17 protein-coding genes are annotated in these 16,601 nt (G+C 53.8%); 5 read left to right on the forward strand and 12 right to left on the reverse strand.

What is annotated here, in order from left to right; all coding sequences use genetic code 11:
- The first annotated feature begins 111 nt into the window (after positions 1-111).
- Positions 112-561 (forward strand): MarR family winged helix-turn-helix transcriptional regulator, encoded by a 450-nt coding sequence (locus KP806_RS16015; RefSeq protein WP_224724713.1) that lies wholly within the window; start codon positions 112-114, stop codon positions 559-561.
- A 536-nt stretch (positions 562-1,097) separates the two neighbouring features.
- On the forward strand, positions 1,098-1,592 hold the full coding sequence (locus KP806_RS16020; protein ID WP_224724714.1) for a glutathione peroxidase: 495 nt from the start codon (positions 1,098-1,100) through the stop codon (positions 1,590-1,592).
- 40 nt (positions 1,593-1,632) lie between these two features.
- On the opposite strand, the gene KP806_RS16025 is transcribed toward KP806_RS16020, so the two are convergent.
- From KP806_RS16025 to KP806_RS16035, 3 genes are all read right to left on the reverse strand, one after another.
- A complete protein-coding gene (locus KP806_RS16025) occupies positions 1,633-2,157 on the reverse strand; it encodes a hypothetical protein (protein WP_224724715.1) in 525 nt (174 codons plus the stop codon).
- A complete protein-coding gene (locus KP806_RS16030) occupies positions 2,145-2,618 on the reverse strand; it encodes a hypothetical protein (RefSeq protein ID WP_224724716.1) in 474 nt (157 codons plus the stop codon). Before KP806_RS16030 ends, KP806_RS16025 begins: the two co-directional genes overlap by 13 nt.
- A gap of 129 nt (positions 2,619-2,747) precedes the next feature.
- Positions 2,748-3,482, reverse strand: coding sequence for a DUF3221 domain-containing protein (locus KP806_RS16035; protein WP_224724717.1), 735 nt, complete (start codon positions 3,480-3,482; stop codon positions 2,748-2,750).
- 119 nt (positions 3,483-3,601) lie between these two features.
- Between KP806_RS16035 and KP806_RS16040 the strand changes: the two genes are divergently transcribed.
- A complete protein-coding gene (locus KP806_RS16040; protein ID WP_224724718.1) occupies positions 3,602-4,225 on the forward strand; it encodes a TVP38/TMEM64 family protein in 624 nt (207 codons plus the stop codon).
- A gap of 19 nt (positions 4,226-4,244) precedes the next feature.
- On the opposite strand, the gene KP806_RS16045 is transcribed toward KP806_RS16040, so the two are convergent.
- Positions 4,245-5,036 carry a CPBP family intramembrane glutamic endopeptidase gene (locus KP806_RS16045; protein ID WP_224724719.1) on the reverse strand — a complete coding sequence of 264 codons (792 nt, stop codon included), beginning with the start codon at positions 5,034-5,036 and terminating at the stop codon, positions 4,245-4,247.
- 153 nt (positions 5,037-5,189) lie between these two features.
- Between KP806_RS16045 and KP806_RS16050 the strand changes: the two genes are divergently transcribed.
- Both KP806_RS16050 and KP806_RS16055 read left to right on the forward strand, forming a co-directional pair.
- On the forward strand, positions 5,190-5,927 hold the full coding sequence (locus KP806_RS16050; RefSeq protein ID WP_224724720.1) for a peptidylprolyl isomerase: 738 nt from the start codon (positions 5,190-5,192) through the stop codon (positions 5,925-5,927).
- A gap of 115 nt (positions 5,928-6,042) precedes the next feature.
- Positions 6,043-6,576 carry a DUF6143 family protein gene (locus KP806_RS16055; RefSeq protein ID WP_224724721.1) on the forward strand — a complete coding sequence of 178 codons (534 nt, stop codon included), beginning with the start codon at positions 6,043-6,045 and terminating at the stop codon, positions 6,574-6,576.
- Positions 6,577-6,644: 68 nt separating this feature from the next.
- Here the strand turns inward: KP806_RS16055 and KP806_RS16060 are convergent, their stop codons facing one another.
- The 8 genes from KP806_RS16060 to KP806_RS16095 all read right to left on the reverse strand — a co-directional run bounded on the left by KP806_RS16060 (position 6,645) and on the right by KP806_RS16095 (position 16,545).
- A complete protein-coding gene (locus KP806_RS16060) occupies positions 6,645-9,107 on the reverse strand; it encodes an asparaginase domain-containing protein (RefSeq protein WP_224724722.1) in 2,463 nt (820 codons plus the stop codon).
- A gap of 20 nt (positions 9,108-9,127) precedes the next feature.
- Entirely contained in the window at positions 9,128-10,477 is a 1,350-nt protein-coding gene (locus KP806_RS16065) for an asparaginase (protein ID WP_224724723.1), read from the reverse strand.
- Between the two features lie 302 nt (positions 10,478-10,779).
- Positions 10,780-11,601, reverse strand: coding sequence for a class I SAM-dependent methyltransferase (locus KP806_RS16070; RefSeq protein ID WP_224724724.1), 822 nt, complete (start codon positions 11,599-11,601; stop codon positions 10,780-10,782).
- A 272-nt stretch (positions 11,602-11,873) separates the two neighbouring features.
- Positions 11,874-12,608, reverse strand: a complete 735-nt coding sequence (locus tag KP806_RS16075; RefSeq protein ID WP_224724725.1) for a protein-glutamine gamma-glutamyltransferase — start codon at positions 12,606-12,608, stop codon at positions 11,874-11,876.
- A 161-nt stretch (positions 12,609-12,769) separates the two neighbouring features.
- Positions 12,770-13,147, reverse strand: coding sequence for a GNAT family N-acetyltransferase (locus tag KP806_RS16080; RefSeq protein WP_224724775.1), 378 nt, complete (start codon positions 13,145-13,147; stop codon positions 12,770-12,772).
- A 161-nt stretch (positions 13,148-13,308) separates the two neighbouring features.
- On the reverse strand, positions 13,309-14,634 hold the full coding sequence (locus KP806_RS16085) for an MEDS domain-containing protein (protein ID WP_224724726.1): 1,326 nt from the start codon (positions 14,632-14,634) through the stop codon (positions 13,309-13,311).
- Positions 14,635-15,150: 516 nt separating this feature from the next.
- Positions 15,151-15,948: a Cof-type HAD-IIB family hydrolase gene (locus KP806_RS16090; RefSeq protein WP_224724727.1), complete on the reverse strand. Its 798-nt coding sequence runs from the start codon at positions 15,946-15,948 to the stop codon at positions 15,151-15,153.
- Between the two features lie 147 nt (positions 15,949-16,095).
- On the reverse strand, positions 16,096-16,545 hold the full coding sequence (locus KP806_RS16095; RefSeq protein WP_224724728.1) for an SRPBCC domain-containing protein: 450 nt from the start codon (positions 16,543-16,545) through the stop codon (positions 16,096-16,098).
- Positions 16,546-16,601: the final 56 nt, after the last annotated feature.

A 16,601-nucleotide genomic window follows, 5' to 3' on the forward strand; every position in this document is an offset into this window, starting at 1 on the left:
TGCGAGTTATATTTATTGCAATTAGATTTTGATAAATTCAGAACAATTGGCCTATAATAATATACTAGGAAAATCGAATGGGCATACGCCTTGTCCACGGAGGCTGACGATATGGATAATCATGAAGCATTAAAGCTGGAAAATCAAATCTGCTTCGCCTTTTACGCGTGCTCGCGCGAAATCACGAAGCTGTACCGCCCGATGCTGGATCGGCTCGAGCTTACTTATACGCAATATGTGACGATGCTCGCTTTGTGGGAGCAGGACCAGGTGACGGTGACCGCCCTTGGCAACAAGCTGTATCTGGACTCCGGTACCCTGACGCCGCTGCTCAAGAAGCTGGAGGCCGCCGGTCTCATTACGCGCACCAGGGACCGCAACGACGAAAGGAGCGTCATCGTCGAGCTGACGGAGCAGGGCAGAGCGTTAAAAGAAAAAGCCGCCGGCATCCCCGCCGAGCTGGCCTGCAAGGTGGAAGGAACGCCGGAAGAGGCGGGCATCCTGCTGCGACAAATGCATGAGTTTCTCCGCCGCTTGCAGTCGTGCAACGCTAAGGAATAACGGAGTCGGCCGGGCGTGGAGTGTGAGAGGACTCCTATCGTTAGGGGGCGCCTCTCTGCCCGGGCCATAGTCGCTACTGCCGCCTGTGCTAATGCCGCATCAACCTGCGCCTCACGGACCTGCCTTCGCGACCTAACTTTAAAGCACGGATAATATGAATTAGCACGATTCACACATTTAACTATTAACGATGTTAGATTCCAAATGAACAAGGTATCCGAAAATAACTGGATTTCATGCATCTAATGGGCAAGCATGTTCCAGGTTGAATAAAATTACTGGAATAGATGCAGTTAATATCGGGACATTCAGCCAATTAGTGATTTTCGTGCGAATTAAATACAATGGATACAGTTATTTTTCGAAACAAGCCCCCTCGACGAAAAATATAGACATGCAATCCATTTATTACGACAATCACTTCCTTAAGCCGATTAAATTTCTCCATCCAAGGGAGATTTAACGGTTTGACACGCCTTTTTTAATTGTATACAATTTAATTAATTAAAATCATTCAGTCGAAAGGGGATTCTCCTATGTCCTTATACGATATCGAAGTCAATACGATTAAAGGCGAGACCGGCACGCTGGCGCCTTACAAAGGGCAAGTGCTGCTCATCGTGAATACGGCGACCAAATGCGGTTTTGCCGGTCAATTTGAAGGCTTGCAGAAGCTTCATGACAAATACCGAGAGCAAGGATTCTCCGTGCTGGGATTTCCTAACGGCCAGTTTGCTAACCAGGAGCCCGGCAGCAACAGCGAAGTCGCCGAGGCTTGCAAAATCAATTTCGGAGTCACCTTTCCCCTATTCGAAAAGGTGGATGTGATCGGCAGCCAAATTCATCCGCTCTTCAAGCACCTGACGAATGAAGCGCGCGGCGTATTGGGCTCCAAAGCGATTAAGTGGAACTTTACCAAGTTTCTCGTCGACCGGGACGGCCGCGTCCTGAAGCGCTTCGGCTCCGCCGACACGCCCGAGCGTATAGAGAGCCATATTCAAAAGCTGCTCGATCAGCCTGCAAAGGCGTGATTGTTGAACTGCCCCTCTCTCGATCGGCCCGGCAAGGAATTTAGAGGGTGCTTTCTTTCAGACGCGTCCTTGAGAAAGCCATTCGGTACAGTCCCAAATGTGCGCTTTGCAGCAACAAGTAAATCGGAAACGAATAAGCAAGCCGGTAACCCTCTTTGTAATGGAACATTCCGACATAGACGCCCGCCGTTTCGGCGGCGATCCCTATCCATGCCCATACGAAGATATAAACGATCGTCAGCAATCCGCCTACTCGCATCCGCTCGTGCCAGTAAATAAACCAATACCCGAACGGCATATACATCGCGTAAGAAATAATATCAAAGAGCTGGTATTTGGACTGGTCTCCGAAATCATAAAGATCAAACGGCGGTATAGCGATCGTGTGATCGAAGACTAGACCTAAGGTAACGCCGATGAACAGATTAAATGTGGTTTGCAAAGGAGAAAAGCTGCGGGGGAAAAAACGAATGGCCGCGAGTCCGATGACCGTCAGCACGATGGCGTACCATTCGTTCATATTAAATTGATTGTCGTAAACGATATTGCCATTCATCTCATCCATCCTTCTTTTGCTGCCATTATCTGGAGAATTCTTCCTGCAAGCAAGGTGTAGGCCATAAGCAAAATAATCATCAAGGTCTCACAGAGGAAATTCCATCCGTTATCGGTAATGACATCGTTCCATCGAAGCGCGTAGCCGGTTGCGAATTGCAGAACGACCGCGTAAACCGATATTCCCCAGCGTACGCGCGCATTCCGGGTTGTGAGAAAGGTGTTGGCGAAGGCAAGCAGGATGAACGGTACAGTAAGATCATTGTGAATGATCAACGATAAGAAATGGGGTATGCTTTGATTCATAATAAATAACTGAAGATCGTACCCGATGACAGTCAGCTTGTTCGTGAGCATGATCTCTATCGCCATAAACAATAGAAAGTTGACAGCTAGCGGAAGCTTATGGGGAAGACTGATCCATACATGGATACAAAACCACGCAAACAGTACGAACAAGACGACGACCACGTTTGAATGGACCCCCTTGTCATTAGGATTTCCAATTGAACTAACTCGGCTCTACTTTGTTGATTTTTTCCGGATTCGATGATTTTTATGTAAATAAAGCCGGAGACCGATGATCCCGCAACAACAACCTTACTCCAGCACTTCAATCTTCAAGGCCGTTGCTTGCCCGGGATAAGAATGAAGCATTATGCCCGTGAACCAAGCCTCCACCGTCATGCCGACCTTAAGCTGCCCGAACGGGACATCCTTACCTGCGTCCTTCCCCTTTCGCCGTTCTACGACCTTGCCGTCATCGGTCATAGAAATCCACGTCGCTACGGGATCCTCGGTATTTCCATTCTTGCGCTCGTCGTCAATGACAAGAACGCGGTTCCCTTCCACCTGCATGATCTTCCCTTTCGTGCTCCCGCTTTCACTGCAGCAGTTGCCCAGCTCAAGCTTCACCGGAAACGGCTTGCCTATCAGCTCGTACAACGCCTGCTTCAGCCTCTCGGCATCGGCTTCCGTCAGCGTACGTTCAAAGTCGCCGTAGCTCCGAGCCATCACATGAATCTGGTCGCGTCCGATTCCGACCCCCGACAACAATATAGACTGCGACACTTGAATACTCCGCCGGTTAGCGGACAGCTCCTCTTTGATGCGGAGCAGCTCCTCTTTCGAAAAGTCAACGCTCCCCTCCGGCGCATACTCCACGCTGACGCCCTGTTTATCCACCTCGTCGCCCGTCTGTTTCAATGGCTCCGCCCCATTTTGCGCTAAATCAGGCTGCCGCTTTGGCTCCGTCTCATTCCCGGATAACGAGCACCCTGTGACCAACAACAACAAGATAATGGCCATTCCACGAACCAATACCAATTTGTACATATAGCTCCTCCTCCCATACCCTCCAGACGCCTGCCCGCCGCAAAAAGTTCCAGCCCCTTTTTTCAACCGAACCGCCGCCTGTGCTATGATAGGAACAACTACTTTTCGGGAGAATCCGCATGCTCAAAAAAATCGCCCTTGCCGCCTCTTACGCGGCTATCGCTTTCGTCATCTACCGCTACGGCGACGCGGTTCTGACCTGGCTCCAGCAAACGGACAACATCCCGTCCGTCATCGCTGCCGCCACTTTAATGGCGCTGTTCCCCGTCATCCCGTATCCGGTCGTCGGCGGTGTAATCGGTGCGGCGCTCGGCCCCGTCCTGGGCGCAGCCGTCACCTGGACCGGCTCTGCGGCGGCCTCGATTCTTATGTTCCTGTTCATCCGGTACGGCTACCAGGACTGGGGGCGCCGGGCGCTGGAGCGCTACAAGCATACCCGAAAGCTGACGGCTTTGTTCGAGCGCAACGCTTTTTTGACGATTTTGTTCGCCAGGCTGATCCCGTTCATCCCGTCCTTTGCGGTCAATCTGTTCGCCGCGTTAAGCCGCATGTCCTTCGTCTCGTACGTGGTCGCATCGTCGCTTGGCAAAATCCCGGCCACACTGTTGTTCGCCGCACTCGGCGACGACGTCATGACCGATCCCGCCGGTATCGTGACCACCGTAGCGGTGTACGGCATTTTTCTGGCCCTGTCGCTGCTGCTCTACCGCCTCTGGAAGAAGAAACGCCCGACCGCCGCGTAACGCCGCCGCAACCCAAAGCTCAGCGGAAGCCCGCGCCTTCTTGCACGGTGTTGATCCGAAGGCTGCCGTACATCGCGAACACCAGTACAAACAGCACAAGCGCAGCTATCGCCTGAACATGTCCGGGCAGAAGGGCCGTGGCAGCGCTCCCTTTTTCGATCAGCAGAAGGCCGCCCGCCTCCTCCCTTCCCGGTATGCCATAGACAAGCGCCGTTATCATATTCAGCCCCCCATGGAGGCCCGTATTCATCCAGATCGAGCCGGTTCTATACAGCGTGTAACCAAGCGATAAGCCCAGCAGGACCGAAACATACGCACTCCGAATGTCGAAGCCCGCCAGCCACACATCGTCCAGCGCATAAATAAAAGAAGAAAGCATAATTAAAGCGGCCCCGGGGAGCTTGTCCCGAAGCTGCGCGAACAAATATCCTCTCACAATCAGGTCGTTGATCAGTGAACCCAGAAACAGAACGACAAGCATTTCGGCCACAAATACGGCCGCCTCCTGCGGCTGCTTGAATCCCGTCACCCGAAAATCGCCGAGCACTCCCAGCAGCACATACATCGAACCCCAGACGGCCGCTCCGAACGCAAAGCCGATTTTCAGATTTCTTTTCCAGCCGTAATGCGCTCTAAGCCCTAAATCCTCCAGACCCTCAAGCCCCGTCAGCCTCGCCACATGCCGTGCCAGCACGAAGAAGAAAGCGGCGTACAGCAGCCAGGAGGCCGTCCCTGGCGGAATCAGATTCGGGAGGAGATTAAAATACAAATCCAAAATCAGAAATCCCATTATCGGAAATAGGAAAAGCATTGCATCTCCCCTTTTTGTTTCAACCTTCTTATCGATAGCCCGTTTCTATGAGTATATTCGCCGGGACACGCTTTATATCCCCCATTCGCATTCAAATCAGGCATTATGCTAAAATACAAGGTGGATATTGTAGCGAAATAGGAGGATATGAAGATGCAAACGAAAAAACGCCTCGGCGTTATGCTGCTCCTCATGCTCGTTCTGCTGGTCGTCGCTTCGGGCTGCGGCGCCGGCAAGAGCAATTCGGGCGGCGACAGCCTCGGCTCAGGCGGCGCGAATACGCCAACCGAGGCCCCAACGGAGACGCCGGAGGAGGAAGGGCCTGCACTGCTCGGTCCGGACAAGCATCCGGTCGTCACCGTCGAGCTGAGCAACGGCAAAACCGTAAAGCTTGAGCTTTACCCGGAGGTTGCTCCGAATACCGTCAATAACTTTGTTTCTCTCGTCCAAAAGGGCTTCTACGACGGCCTGACGTTCCACCGCGTCATTCCGGGCTTCATGGTGCAGGGCGGCGATCCGGAAGGCACCGGCATGGGCGGTCCCGGCTACGGCATCGCCGGCGAATTCACAGAGAACGGCTTCGAGAACAAACTGAAGCATACGCGGGGCGTCCTGTCGATGGCTCGAGCGCAGGATCCCGATTCTGCAGGCTCGCAGTTTTTTATTATGGTAGAGGACTACCCGTCGCTGGATAACAAGTACGCCTCGTTCGGCAAAGTGATGGAAGGCATGGAAGCGGTCGACGAGATCGTGAACCAGACTCGCGACGCCAACGATAAACCGTTGCCGACGACCGACGAGAACGGCAACTCCGTAGCGCCGATCACGATGAAGAAATTGACGGTAGACACGCGGGGCATGACGTTCGAGGAACCGAAAAAGGCGGAATAATATGAAGAAGGAGAAGGGCCGCACCCTTCTCTTTTTTTTGCGCGTTGTAAGCTGGCATGTTCCGGGATTCCCGTCATATGGTGTATAGACATGTTATCAAAGGACGGTGAAGCCATTGTATCCGCAAGGCCCGGTTAACGTCGTTAATTTAACCACCCCGTTCGTCAAGTCTATGCAGGGGAAGTATTTTCTCGGGGAGACCGACCAGCTGAATCCGACCGATTCGAATCGGACCTGGGGAGCGCTCGTCAACCCTCCCGGCTCCGGCGTCAATCTGTATGTGGACATCTACGTGATCAGCAACCTGTCCGACGACAAGCTGCTGTCCCAAATCTGCTTCTGCTCCAGCCTGCCGGCAAACGGCATGCAATCGCATGAAGTGTCTTCGGCCAATTTGGCCCTGCATCCGAAAACGGTGCCGCACGGCCAAATCCAGTTCGGCAGCTATCTGGATACCGACGCATTCGAGGCGGTGCCCGTATCGACACGCGTCGTTCCCGCGTACTCCAGCGTCTCCAGCGAGAAGAGCGGCCACTGGATTATCGGCCCCGGCAAAGCGGTTCTCTTCACGCTGACCAGCGCACTCAACCACCCCGCTCCGGCAGTCATTTCTTTCGGCTGGTGGGAGGAGCCGCAGGGAGTTTATTGACACGGACAACCGAAAGAGCCGTTTCCGCAGGGTGACTCACCCGGGAAACGGCTCTTTCTCATGCCGGTTTATTTATCGGCCTTAAGCATATTCATGATGACCGTTATCGCTTCCGCTCTCGTCGCGGTTTCTTTTGGTGCAAATGTGTTGCTTGAGCGGCCCTTTACGATACCTTTATCGGCAACCGCCTTGACCGCCCCCTTCGCCCATGCCGGGATATCCTTGTGATCGGCAAAGCCGGTCGGCGCGTTCGGCATCGTCTCCAGCCCCATCGCTCCTGCGATCATGACGACCATTTCCGAGCGCGTGATGCTCGCATCCGGCCGGAAGGTCCCGTCCGGATAACCGCTGATAATACCTTCCTTTAGCGCCCGGGCTACCGCTTCTTTGGCCCAGGCCCCAATCGAAGCATTGTCCGTGAAGGCAAGCTCGGCGCCGGCTCCTCCGGTCTTCAAAGCCCCCATCAGCATGACGGCGAATTCCGCTCTGGTGACGGTATTTTCAGGCTTAAAGGTGCCGTCCGGATAACCTTTCACGAATCCCGCGGCAGCCGCCTCTTTGATGGCCGCTTCCGCCCAGTGCTTCGCAATGTCGGAGAAGGAAACCGCGCCATCTTCATCCTGATCGACGATAAATACGGCAAATTTCGTAAAATGATCGGATTGGACCGTGATGACATCGTCCTTCACCGTACCCCCCATCTCGATCCATTCCTTTTCCGCCTCGTCGTAGTAGAACACGGATGCCGTCTGCCCATCCTTCACGAGTGAAGTGTCAAACTTAAAGGACAGCGATACCGGAATCAGGAAGTTGCCTGAGATGCTCTTTAACACCTCGAAAATCGGCGATGCAAGTTGGTCGGAGGAATCGACCAAACCGCCTGCGTCCAGAAGCTTCTCGATCGTCAGCTTCATCAGCTCGCTCGTCGCGCCTGCAGGAACGCTGACTGTAATATCATCGTTCAATCCAAGCTCGCCGGCACTTCCCGGCTGAATCGTAACCTCTCCTGCCAAAGGCTGCTCCGTACCGCCGGTACCGCCGCCTGTTCCCGCAGAGCTGAGTGTGGAGAATTGTCCCGTCAGTCCCCCGCTTTCGAGCCCCGCACCGTCAATCGCTTTAACGGTAAAGGTGTAGCCAGTACCCGCAGAGAGGCCAGTCACCGTATAACCTGTGCTTGTCGACGGCACGTTCGCGACAGGAGACTCCTGGCCCGCTTTATAAATGGCGTAGCCTTCAACTCTAACGTTGTCCTTCGCCTTCGGCCACTTCAGCGTAATGCCCGATTGCGTCCGATTTTCCGCGCTCAGGACGCTTCCTTCGTCCCAGGTCGGCGGCTCCGATTCTTCGACGGAAATGTCCTGCGTCCCCACCGTTTCAAACCAGCCCTTCACCGTATTGAAATCGTCGGAAAACGCCAGCGCCAGCATCAGCATAATACGGGCATGCTGCGGATTCAGATTATCGCCGGCAACGATCCCGCTCCCCCCGCCAGAGATGGTGCCGGAGCCCGTTCTTGTCGTCGAAACGAACGTTACCCCCTGCTTGATGGCTTCCGTACGGGCGGCACTCATTTTCGAGGAGATGCCCCCCGCACCCGTACCTGCCGTTACAATGCCTTTCGCTCCATCCTCGACCAGAGCGCGAATCGCTCCTCCGCCCGCCTCCTGATAGTTATAAACGATTTCGACGAGGGGAAGCTCGTCCTTCGATATCGTTCTCAGATCGAACGGCGTTGCCCAATCCGGCTGGCCCGCTTTCAAGGCTCTCGCGTTTAAACGGTAAATGCGTACGGCCGGATCGTCGACATAGCCGAGCGCGCCGAACATCGGCGTCTCAAAGGTATCCATACGGTGCGCATTCGATTTCGTCACTTCACGGGCCGCATGGATGACGTCGTTCAGCATGACGACGGTGCCGAACCATTTGGTTTTATTGCTGCTTGCCACCTTAATTGCCTGATAAAGATTCGCCGGACCGTCCGTGCCGATCACGTCCCACGGCCTCATCGCGCCCGTGACGACGACCGGCTTCTCGCTGCGGACCGTCAGATCGAGGAAATAGGCGATTTCCTCCATCGTATCCGTGCCTGTCGTTACGACGGCACTGTCATAGATTTCAAGGGCCGCGTCTACCGCAAGGGAAAGATCGTACAGCTCTTTCATGGTATAGCCGCCGGAGCCTTTGTTGCCGAATTGGAAGGTGGAGACGTCGGCCGTCTTATGAGTCGGCAGCTGCGCCACCAAATCCGCCATCGGATAAGTTCCGGCCGCATAGTTTTGAAAATTGGTTTTATCGCCGTCTCTTGCCGCTCCCGCCAGCGTTCCCCCGGTCGCGACGACAATGACATTCGGCAGCGGGGAAGCCGCATGGGCTTCCGATAGGGCCGGAATATCAAATGTCGGGAGCCGGGGAGGCGCCTCCTCGGCACGAGCCGTACCGGCATAGCCGGACAACAGCGTGCCAAGGAGCGCAAGGATCAAGAGCGGCGCCAGAAGCTTCCGCACATCCTTTTGATGTCCTTGAATCGTCATGTTCGCTTACCTCCCCGTATTTATGGCGATACTACCGCTTCTTCACCTGCCGGTTCCGCCACTGCAGGCTCGGTCGGTTCAGGCTCGGTTGTTTCAGGAGCCGGCTCCGTGACTGCTGGCTCTTCTGCTGCCGGCTCTTCAATGGAGGTCGACAGCACCGTATGCTCGTCCACGGAAATTTCAACATCCTGCGTTCCGAAGGTCGTAAACCAGCCGCGGATCGCATTTACGTCGTTCGTGAAGGCCAAGGACAGAAGCAAAAGCATACGCGCATGAGCGGCGTTCAGGTTATCTCCGCCGATCGTATTGCCGCTGCCGCCGTCGTAGATCGAGCCCGAACCCGTTCTTGTCGTCGAGACGAACACAACGCCATGATCCCGTATAGCCGCGGTGCGGGCCGCGCTCATTTTCGAGGAGATGCCTCCCGCGCCGGTGCCTGCCGTTACAATGCCTTTCGCGCCGTCTTCGACAAAGCCCCGGATCGCTCCGCCGCCCGCTTCCTGATAGTTGTACGCGATCTCTACGACCGGCAAGCTGTCCTTGGAAATTGTCTTAAGGTCAAATGGAGAATTCCATTCCGGCGTACCCGCTTTAGCCGCCCGTGCGGGAGCGCGGTAAATGCGTACGGCCGGGTCGTCCACGTAGCCAAGCGCGCCGAACATCGGAGCGTCAAACGTGTCCAATCGGTGAGAATTTGTTTTCGTCACCTCGCGTGCGGCAAAAATAACGTCATTCAGCATCACAACCGTACCGAACCATTTCGTTTTGTTGCTGCTCGCCACTTTAATCGCCTGATAAAGGTTCGCCGGACCGTCCGTGCCGATGACGTCCCATGGCCGCATAGCGCCCGTGACGACGACCGGCTTCTCGCTGCGGACCGTCAGATCGAGGAAATAAGCGATTTCCTCCATCGTGTCCGTCCCTGTCGTTACGACGGCACTGTCATAAATTTCAAGGGCCGCGTCTACCGCGAGGGAAAGATCGTACAGCTCTTTGACGGTATAGCCGCCTGAGCCTTTGTTGCCGAATTGGAAGGTGGAAACGTCCGCCGTTTTATGCGTCGGCAGCTGCGCTACCAGATCCGCCATCGGATAAGTTCCGGCCGCATAGTTTTGAAAGTTTGTTTTATCGCCGTTTCTGGCGGCTCCCGCTAACGTACCGCCTGTCGCCACCACAATCACATTAGGGAGAGGTGAGGTCTGATGGGCTTCGGAAACGGCCGGAATATTGAAGGTCGGAAGCGGAACGGCTTCCGCTGCTCCTACCAGATTCCTTTTGACCAGCACTCCTGCCATTGCCGTTACCAGAGATAGGACCAGCAGCGGAATAAGAACCTTTTTCGTTAACACATTTCTAGCACCTTCTGTCATGTTTTCACTCCTCCAGTATGTATGTACTTCTCTCTATCACGAACATATTCTATTTCATGTCAGATATATTAACAAACGGATTTTCAGCGATTTAAGCGTATACATCTCTATTTATCTGAATATTTCCTTAATTTTAATTTAAGTTTCTTACTATTTTAAAGTAGTTAAATGTTATTAAAATTGACATAGAATTTACATATAGTCGCATCATTTTTCCATTTCGCTTCCCGCAAACAGCAAACAGCCAATGCCGGGTCGGCATTGGCTGTTTGCTGTTATTTTTGTAGCATCTACAATACTATCTATTTAACGCCCAGGCGCATCCGGTAGCTGAACATGACATCCAGCGTCCTGCCTGCAAAAAACTGCTCGGTCAAGCTGCGGTACTGCGCCAGCTGCCCGTCCAATTCGGAGGAGCCCAGCTTCCATACCGTCTGGATGCCGCCTTGGCTGACGGCCAAACCTACGTAACGCTGCGCGTCGCAGCTCTCGATGTTATGAAATACGATTTCCTTCGCAAAACGGAAATGCCCGCTGTTTTCAATCTGATTCAAATGCTGCTCTTTATCTCTTTTGCTCGCACGGTCCTTCACAGGCACATGTTTTGCGATAATCGCTTCTGAGCGTTCGATCAGCTCCCGGTATGCCGACTCCACCGTCCAATGGAGCGTGGGCGGCCAATCGCAATCGTAAGCGGCGAATACGCCTCCCGGCTTCAGCACCCGGGCAAATTCGCGAAGCGTGCTGACCGGCTCCATCCAGTGAAAGGACTGCGAGCACGTCACGATATCGACACTCGACGATTCGAGCTCCAGCCTGTCGGAATAACCTTTGGCGAAGGTTATATGGCCCGCATCGGCAAGCTCCGTCAAATGCTCGGCCGCCTTGCCTCTCATGTCGTCGTTCGGCTCGACACCGACGATCCGCCGGGCATGCTCTTTCCAGACGAAGGTCGACAGCCCCGTGCCGCAGCCTATATCCGCTACGACATCCGGAGTTCCCCCCAAATATTGCTTCAAAATTTCCACAACGGTGTCAGGCGCCTTTGGACGATGCTGGTCGTAATCGTCTTCAAAACCGGAAAACCGGTCGATATTGTTTTGCGAGTAGCTCCCCGTAGACATGTCCATATCCTCCCGCTCGAACGTTTTTGGCAGGTCGATTGCCCGCTGCTGACTATTATAGCATTATATTCCTCGTCACGGGCGGCCCAAGCGTAAACGGCTGACGACGTCCTTTGGCGGCAAAAGCTCGTTTCGCGATAAAATATAAGTCCAGTATAGAGTGAAATTTATACTTTCTTATATTTGAAAAAAAGCGCCCCCGCGCGCTGCGGCATCGCCGCTGCTTGCTTCAGGAGCGCTTTCTCTGTTTCAGGTCCTGCCATCCTGCCATACTACCCCAGCCTCCGCAGTGCTTCAAAATCCGGAAATACCACCAAATTGTCAAGAAACGCGGACCTGCGGCTGAAGGGCCGGCGCATGCGGTTGAGAGCCGCGATAATATCCTGCCCCGATTCGATGCCGATGCCGTGGCCGAAATACAGATTATCATTGAGCATAATGACGTTCTCCCCCTGCCACTCCGGCGTTTCCGGGGCATGGTCGGGATTTTTGAAATAAAGCACGTCCCCCGGATAAGCTTCATACGGGTTTGTGCCCGTAATCAGCTGCAGATCGCGGTCATACTGCCAATCCCTCAAAAACAGGTTTTGAAAATACCGGTTAAACACAGCCGTGCCTACCGTTTCCAGCACCGCCTTGTACATGACGATGATGATGGCCCCCGCGCACTCGAAGCCGTACAGCGCCCCGTTCTCGAAAATATCGTTTATGCCGACCGACGGCGGCACGCCCGGCCTCAGCTGGAAGCCTCCGTTGCCCGTCCGGATCCAGTATCGCTCATTGGCTCTCGAAGTGTCAAAGGTGGCGAAGTTCACACCGCTAGCATACATAGCCTTTGCCGCTTCGGTAATATGGAGCCGCATCTTCAGCTCGAATTGCAGCGCATCCGGCGAAGAATACCGGTATACGACGGGGCTTCTCTGCTTGTCTCGTATGATTTTCCTCTCCAGATCCGTCAGCGTCAGCGGATGCAGCTGAATATCCGGGCTTCCCGCAACAACAATCACACACAATCTCCTCCACATCATCAGGATCAGATGGGTTATTGTACGTGGGAAGCCTTTTATTGGTGAGTCTTGAGCAGTCGATTCCAATCTTACGTCTCATGCAAAAGAGACAGCCTTGCCCGCTCGGGACCGGCTGTCTCTTTTGACGCGATAATGCCGAATTAAGGCATGCGGCCTCTGAGTCCGCTTGAGCTGTACGGATCCGCGTAGCCCGCGCCGCTGCTTTTCTCCCACACGTCCGCGTAGGCGTCCGGATTCCGCTTGAATTCGGCGAGGGCGTACGAGCAGGAGGGGATGATTTTCCGCCCCTTCTCCCTCGCCTCTTCCACAACGAAGCCGAGCAGCTGCCGTCCCAAATGGCGGCCCCGGTAAGCAGGGTCTACGAAGGTATGGTCGATGACCCAGGTGTCTACGTCAACCAGGCTGTACGTGATCTCGCCGATTATGCCTTTCGCCGAAGTCAGCAAATAGCCGTTTCCCTGCTTCTGCGCCACGAGCTCCTCATGATGATCGCCGTACAAATCTCTATCCGTTTCCATCTCCACTGCGCTTGCACCTCCCAAAGAGCGGTTCATGCACGCTCCGAATACCCTTAATTACCCGGGAGCGCATCTTCTGAAGCAAGCGCAACTTTCCGTTCCTGAACATGCTAAAATAAGCAGAAGTCCCGGTTCCGCGAAAACGCAGGGCCACTGCTTTCTTATTGGGGTGCGGTTCGTGTCAAAGGCAGCCAGATCCGCACGGTTGTGCCTTGATTAACCTCGCTCATCATCTGAATATCGCCGCCGAAATGGTCCACCAGCTTCTTAACCATAAACAAGCCGATGCCTTGGCCGCTTTTGTTCACGTTCATTTTTTCGTATTTGCGGTACAGGTTGGCCAGCTGATCGCGGCTCATCCCTGCGCCATAGTCTTTAATCCCGATATGCAGCATCCCCTCCGCGGCATGCGCGCAGAACAGAATCTCGCTGCCTTCGAAGCTGTATTTCACTGCATTCGACAGCAGATTGGACACGACAAGGCGAAGCCCGATGACATTGCTGCACATCATCTCGGAGCCGTCCAGCATGATGCTGCTGACCAGCTTCATATTTTGCGTGCGCGCTTTGATCTCCATCATCGTAACGACTTCCTGCAAAACGGGCAGCGGCGACACCGCGCTCGTCTTCCAAAGCGCTTCTGAGGACAGCATTTGCTCCGTGTTCAGAATATGGGCGATCTCATTATCAATGACGGCAACGTAATCGACGATGCCCGAAAGCTTGTTGACCGCACTGCTGCCGGGCTGCAGCGATTTTTTCGCGTCATTCAGCAGCATGGAGGCATAAGCCTTGATGACCGTCAGCGGATTCCGCACCTCATGTGAAATCACCTGGACGAAATCGAGCTTTTTCTTATACAAATCCACTTCGCTCTGCATCTTCGCATGCTCGGACAAAGAAGGAAAAATAACCTCGCTGCCCGTTTTTTCATACAAGCTCGATCGGGTCAGCTTGCGGTCCGTCATGACGTACTCATGCGTTTCCATCAGCTGGGTTTGCAGGCTCGCGCTCAGCTGCCGGCCCGAATAAGCGCAGACCGTCAGCACCCCGACCTGCCCGACCGTTTCATCGCTTTTGCGCTCGTATCGGATCAGCTCCTCCTCGTTCGGAAGGTATCTGTTCCATTCCACATGTCCCCATGTCCGCACCGGTATTCCACCGTCAAGGAGAGGCTGCAGCAATTCCGTAAATTGCCGGTGCACCTCTTTGGCCGAGAAAGCTTCAAATGTACGGTAAAAAAACTGGTTGTCCACATACAGCAGCCACTCCGGCTCATACTCGAAGCCCCTCTCCCGCAGCTTCTCCATCACAAGCTCATACCTCGGCCTGCTGTCGATATACAAAATATGCTGACCTTGCTGCAGCCCTGTAATAATAAACGAAGCTGCATTTTCGATATAGGGATCAAGCTCGTCGTACGTATATAAGATATGGGCTCCGTTTGTAATCATGACATGCTCCGTGAGCTGTACCGATTTAGCCATCCTTCCTAGCACCTCACTCGCTGCAATAGAAACAAGTAATCGATTAAGTCCAAATTAAGATACCTTGTCTATTCGATGCGATCCGTCAATCTCCTTTAAAAAAGTATGAAGTTTTAAAAGCTTTTTTGTCGAATTTATAGGCTCTCCACGCCGCTGTGCCGCGGTTTTGTCCAAAAAGCAAACACCCCCTCATGTTCCGCAGGAGTCTGATGCTTCCTCCGCGGATATGAGGGGGTCTTATAACGGGTGGCTCCGGAACGGGCGGGTTCGTGCTCGACCGGCTTTAAAACAGTAACTGGATTTGATCCATCTATTTCCGTCGTTTTACTTCATATAACAAAAATAACTGGAAAAAACGTATCTAAATCCGAATAATAGCTTATTTTTAGATGTTATCGCCCATTTAACTACATCGAATCCACTTAAATCAAATGGCAGGGGCTTTAACATAAAATTAAGGACATAGATTACAGTTATGCGCTGCGCACCGGCTGGATCCGCCCGATCCTGCGCCGGTTAAATAACCTCCACCTGCTCGGCTTCCAGAAGGCCCGCTTCGATCAGCCCGTTGCGGATGCCCTGCTCGTCCACATGCGTCGTAACGAAGTCCGCGTAAGGAAGCAGCTCGGGATGCGAATTGCCCATGGCGACGCCGAAGCCGACCGCCTCCAGCATTTCCTTATCGTTCAAGCCGTCGCCGAACGCCGCTGCGTCAGCCGCCGTAAGTCCAAGCACGTTCAGCAGCGCCAAAATGCCCTGCGCCTTCGAGCCTCCTGCCGGAAGCACGTCCATCGCCTGCGGATGCCAGCGGATCAGCTTCAGCTCCGTGCTCAGCTCATCATATAAGTGCTCCTCATGGCTTTCGCAGTGGAGGAACACCTGGTAAATGCCGTCCGTTTTCCAAAAATCGGGGTTAAAGCCGGGAAGGTCAACCTTCAGTGAGTTCACCGAATCGATAATGAACGGATGATCCTCTCTGTCGGCAAAAAACGTATGCTCCCCTTCGAAAACGAGGCCATGATTGTGCTCGGCCGCCTTTTTCACGAGCGCCTCCAGTCTGTGCTTCTCAATCTCGCGCCTGTAGAGCGGCTCGCCTTTGTAGACGACGTAAGCGCCGTTCATGCAGACAAACGATTCGATGCCCAGCTTCTCCGCGAGCGGCTTAATGAAATACGGGGCGCGGCCCGTCGCGATAACCGGCTCGACTCCGCGTTCCTTCAGCTCGGCGATCGCTTTGACCGTGTCCGCCGGTATTTCCTTTTGTTCGTTGATCAGCGTTCCGTCAATATCGAAAAACACAACTTTGTAGCTCATGGTCCTCTCTCCTCCATGGTCGCAGACGTCTGCCGCCTGTCCTTTTTTTCTAAGTATAAAGAAACGGCGCCGGAAAGGGAACCTTTCAGAGGCACCCGGACACAAAAAAACACCGGCATATGCCGGCGCTTTTCCCCTTTATTACCACTACCATCCAAAATCGAGCGTTTTGCCCGTCTCGATGTACGTTTTCAGGTTGCTCAGAATAACCCACCAGGTGTCCCCCGCCTTCGCGGCGCTCGGATGATTGTCCGAAAACCGGTCGTTGACCAGCGTCAGCTTCGTCGTCGCCCCGACCTCTTCCAGCGTAAAGGTAATCGTCGATTCCAGCTCCTGATGGTTCTCATGGTAGCTTGGGCCGGGATGCTCCAAAACGCTCATCTTTTTGTTTTCCTCGTATGCTAGAATAGTACCGTACACGTGAACGGTCCGGTCCCCGTCGGCGCCAGGGCCGATGTACGAATAAGGGGCTCCGGTCTCAAAGGTGGATTCGAGCACGCAGCCGAAGAAAATCGCCCGCGTTCCTTCCGGCGAAACAAGCGCCTGCCATACCTTCTCCGGGGAGGCCCCGATATAAAACTCATATTTTAATTCCATTGAGCTCACTCCTATTCGTTAGTAATAACTAGAAATATATTCCTAGTATAGCCGCA

Origin of the sequence: Paenibacillus vietnamensis, assembly GCF_020169515.1 — a bacterium.
GTDB classification, from domain to species: Bacteria; Bacillota; Bacilli; order Paenibacillales; family Paenibacillaceae; genus Pristimantibacillus; species Pristimantibacillus vietnamensis.

Bases quoted from the DNA above. Each gene is read 5' to 3' on its own strand.
- KP806_RS16015 (WP_224724713.1), top strand. From the start codon at position 112: ATGGATAATCATGAAGCATTAAAGCTGGAAAATCAAATCTGCTTCGCC.
- KP806_RS16020 (WP_224724714.1), top strand. From the start codon at position 1,098: ATGTCCTTATACGATATCGAAGTCAATACGATTAAAGGCGAGACCGGC.
- KP806_RS16025 (WP_224724715.1), bottom strand. From the start codon at position 2,157: ATGGATGAGATGAATGGCAATATCGTTTACGACAATCAATTTAATATG.
- KP806_RS16035 (WP_224724717.1), bottom strand. From the start codon at position 3,482: ATGTACAAATTGGTATTGGTTCGTGGAATGGCCATTATCTTGTTGTTG.
- KP806_RS16040 (WP_224724718.1), top strand. From the start codon at position 3,602: ATGCTCAAAAAAATCGCCCTTGCCGCCTCTTACGCGGCTATCGCTTTC.
- KP806_RS16045 (WP_224724719.1), bottom strand. From the start codon at position 5,036: ATGCTTTTCCTATTTCCGATAATGGGATTTCTGATTTTGGATTTGTAT.
- KP806_RS16050 (WP_224724720.1), top strand. From the start codon at position 5,190: ATGCAAACGAAAAAACGCCTCGGCGTTATGCTGCTCCTCATGCTCGTT.
- KP806_RS16060 (WP_224724722.1), bottom strand. From the start codon at position 9,107: ATGACGATTCAAGGACATCAAAAGGATGTGCGGAAGCTTCTGGCGCCG.
- KP806_RS16065 (WP_224724723.1), bottom strand. From the start codon at position 10,477: ATGACAGAAGGTGCTAGAAATGTGTTAACGAAAAAGGTTCTTATTCCG.
- KP806_RS16070 (WP_224724724.1), bottom strand. From the start codon at position 11,601: ATGTCTACGGGGAGCTACTCGCAAAACAATATCGACCGGTTTTCCGGT.
- KP806_RS16080 (WP_224724775.1), bottom strand. From the start codon at position 13,147: ATGGAAACGGATAGAGATTTGTACGGCGATCATCATGAGGAGCTCGTG.
- KP806_RS16085 (WP_224724726.1), bottom strand. From the start codon at position 14,634: ATGGCTAAATCGGTACAGCTCACGGAGCATGTCATGATTACAAACGGA.
- KP806_RS16090 (WP_224724727.1), bottom strand. From the start codon at position 15,948: ATGAGCTACAAAGTTGTGTTTTTCGATATTGACGGAACGCTGATCAAC.
- KP806_RS16095 (WP_224724728.1), bottom strand. From the start codon at position 16,545: ATGGAATTAAAATATGAGTTTTATATCGGGGCCTCCCCGGAGAAGGTA.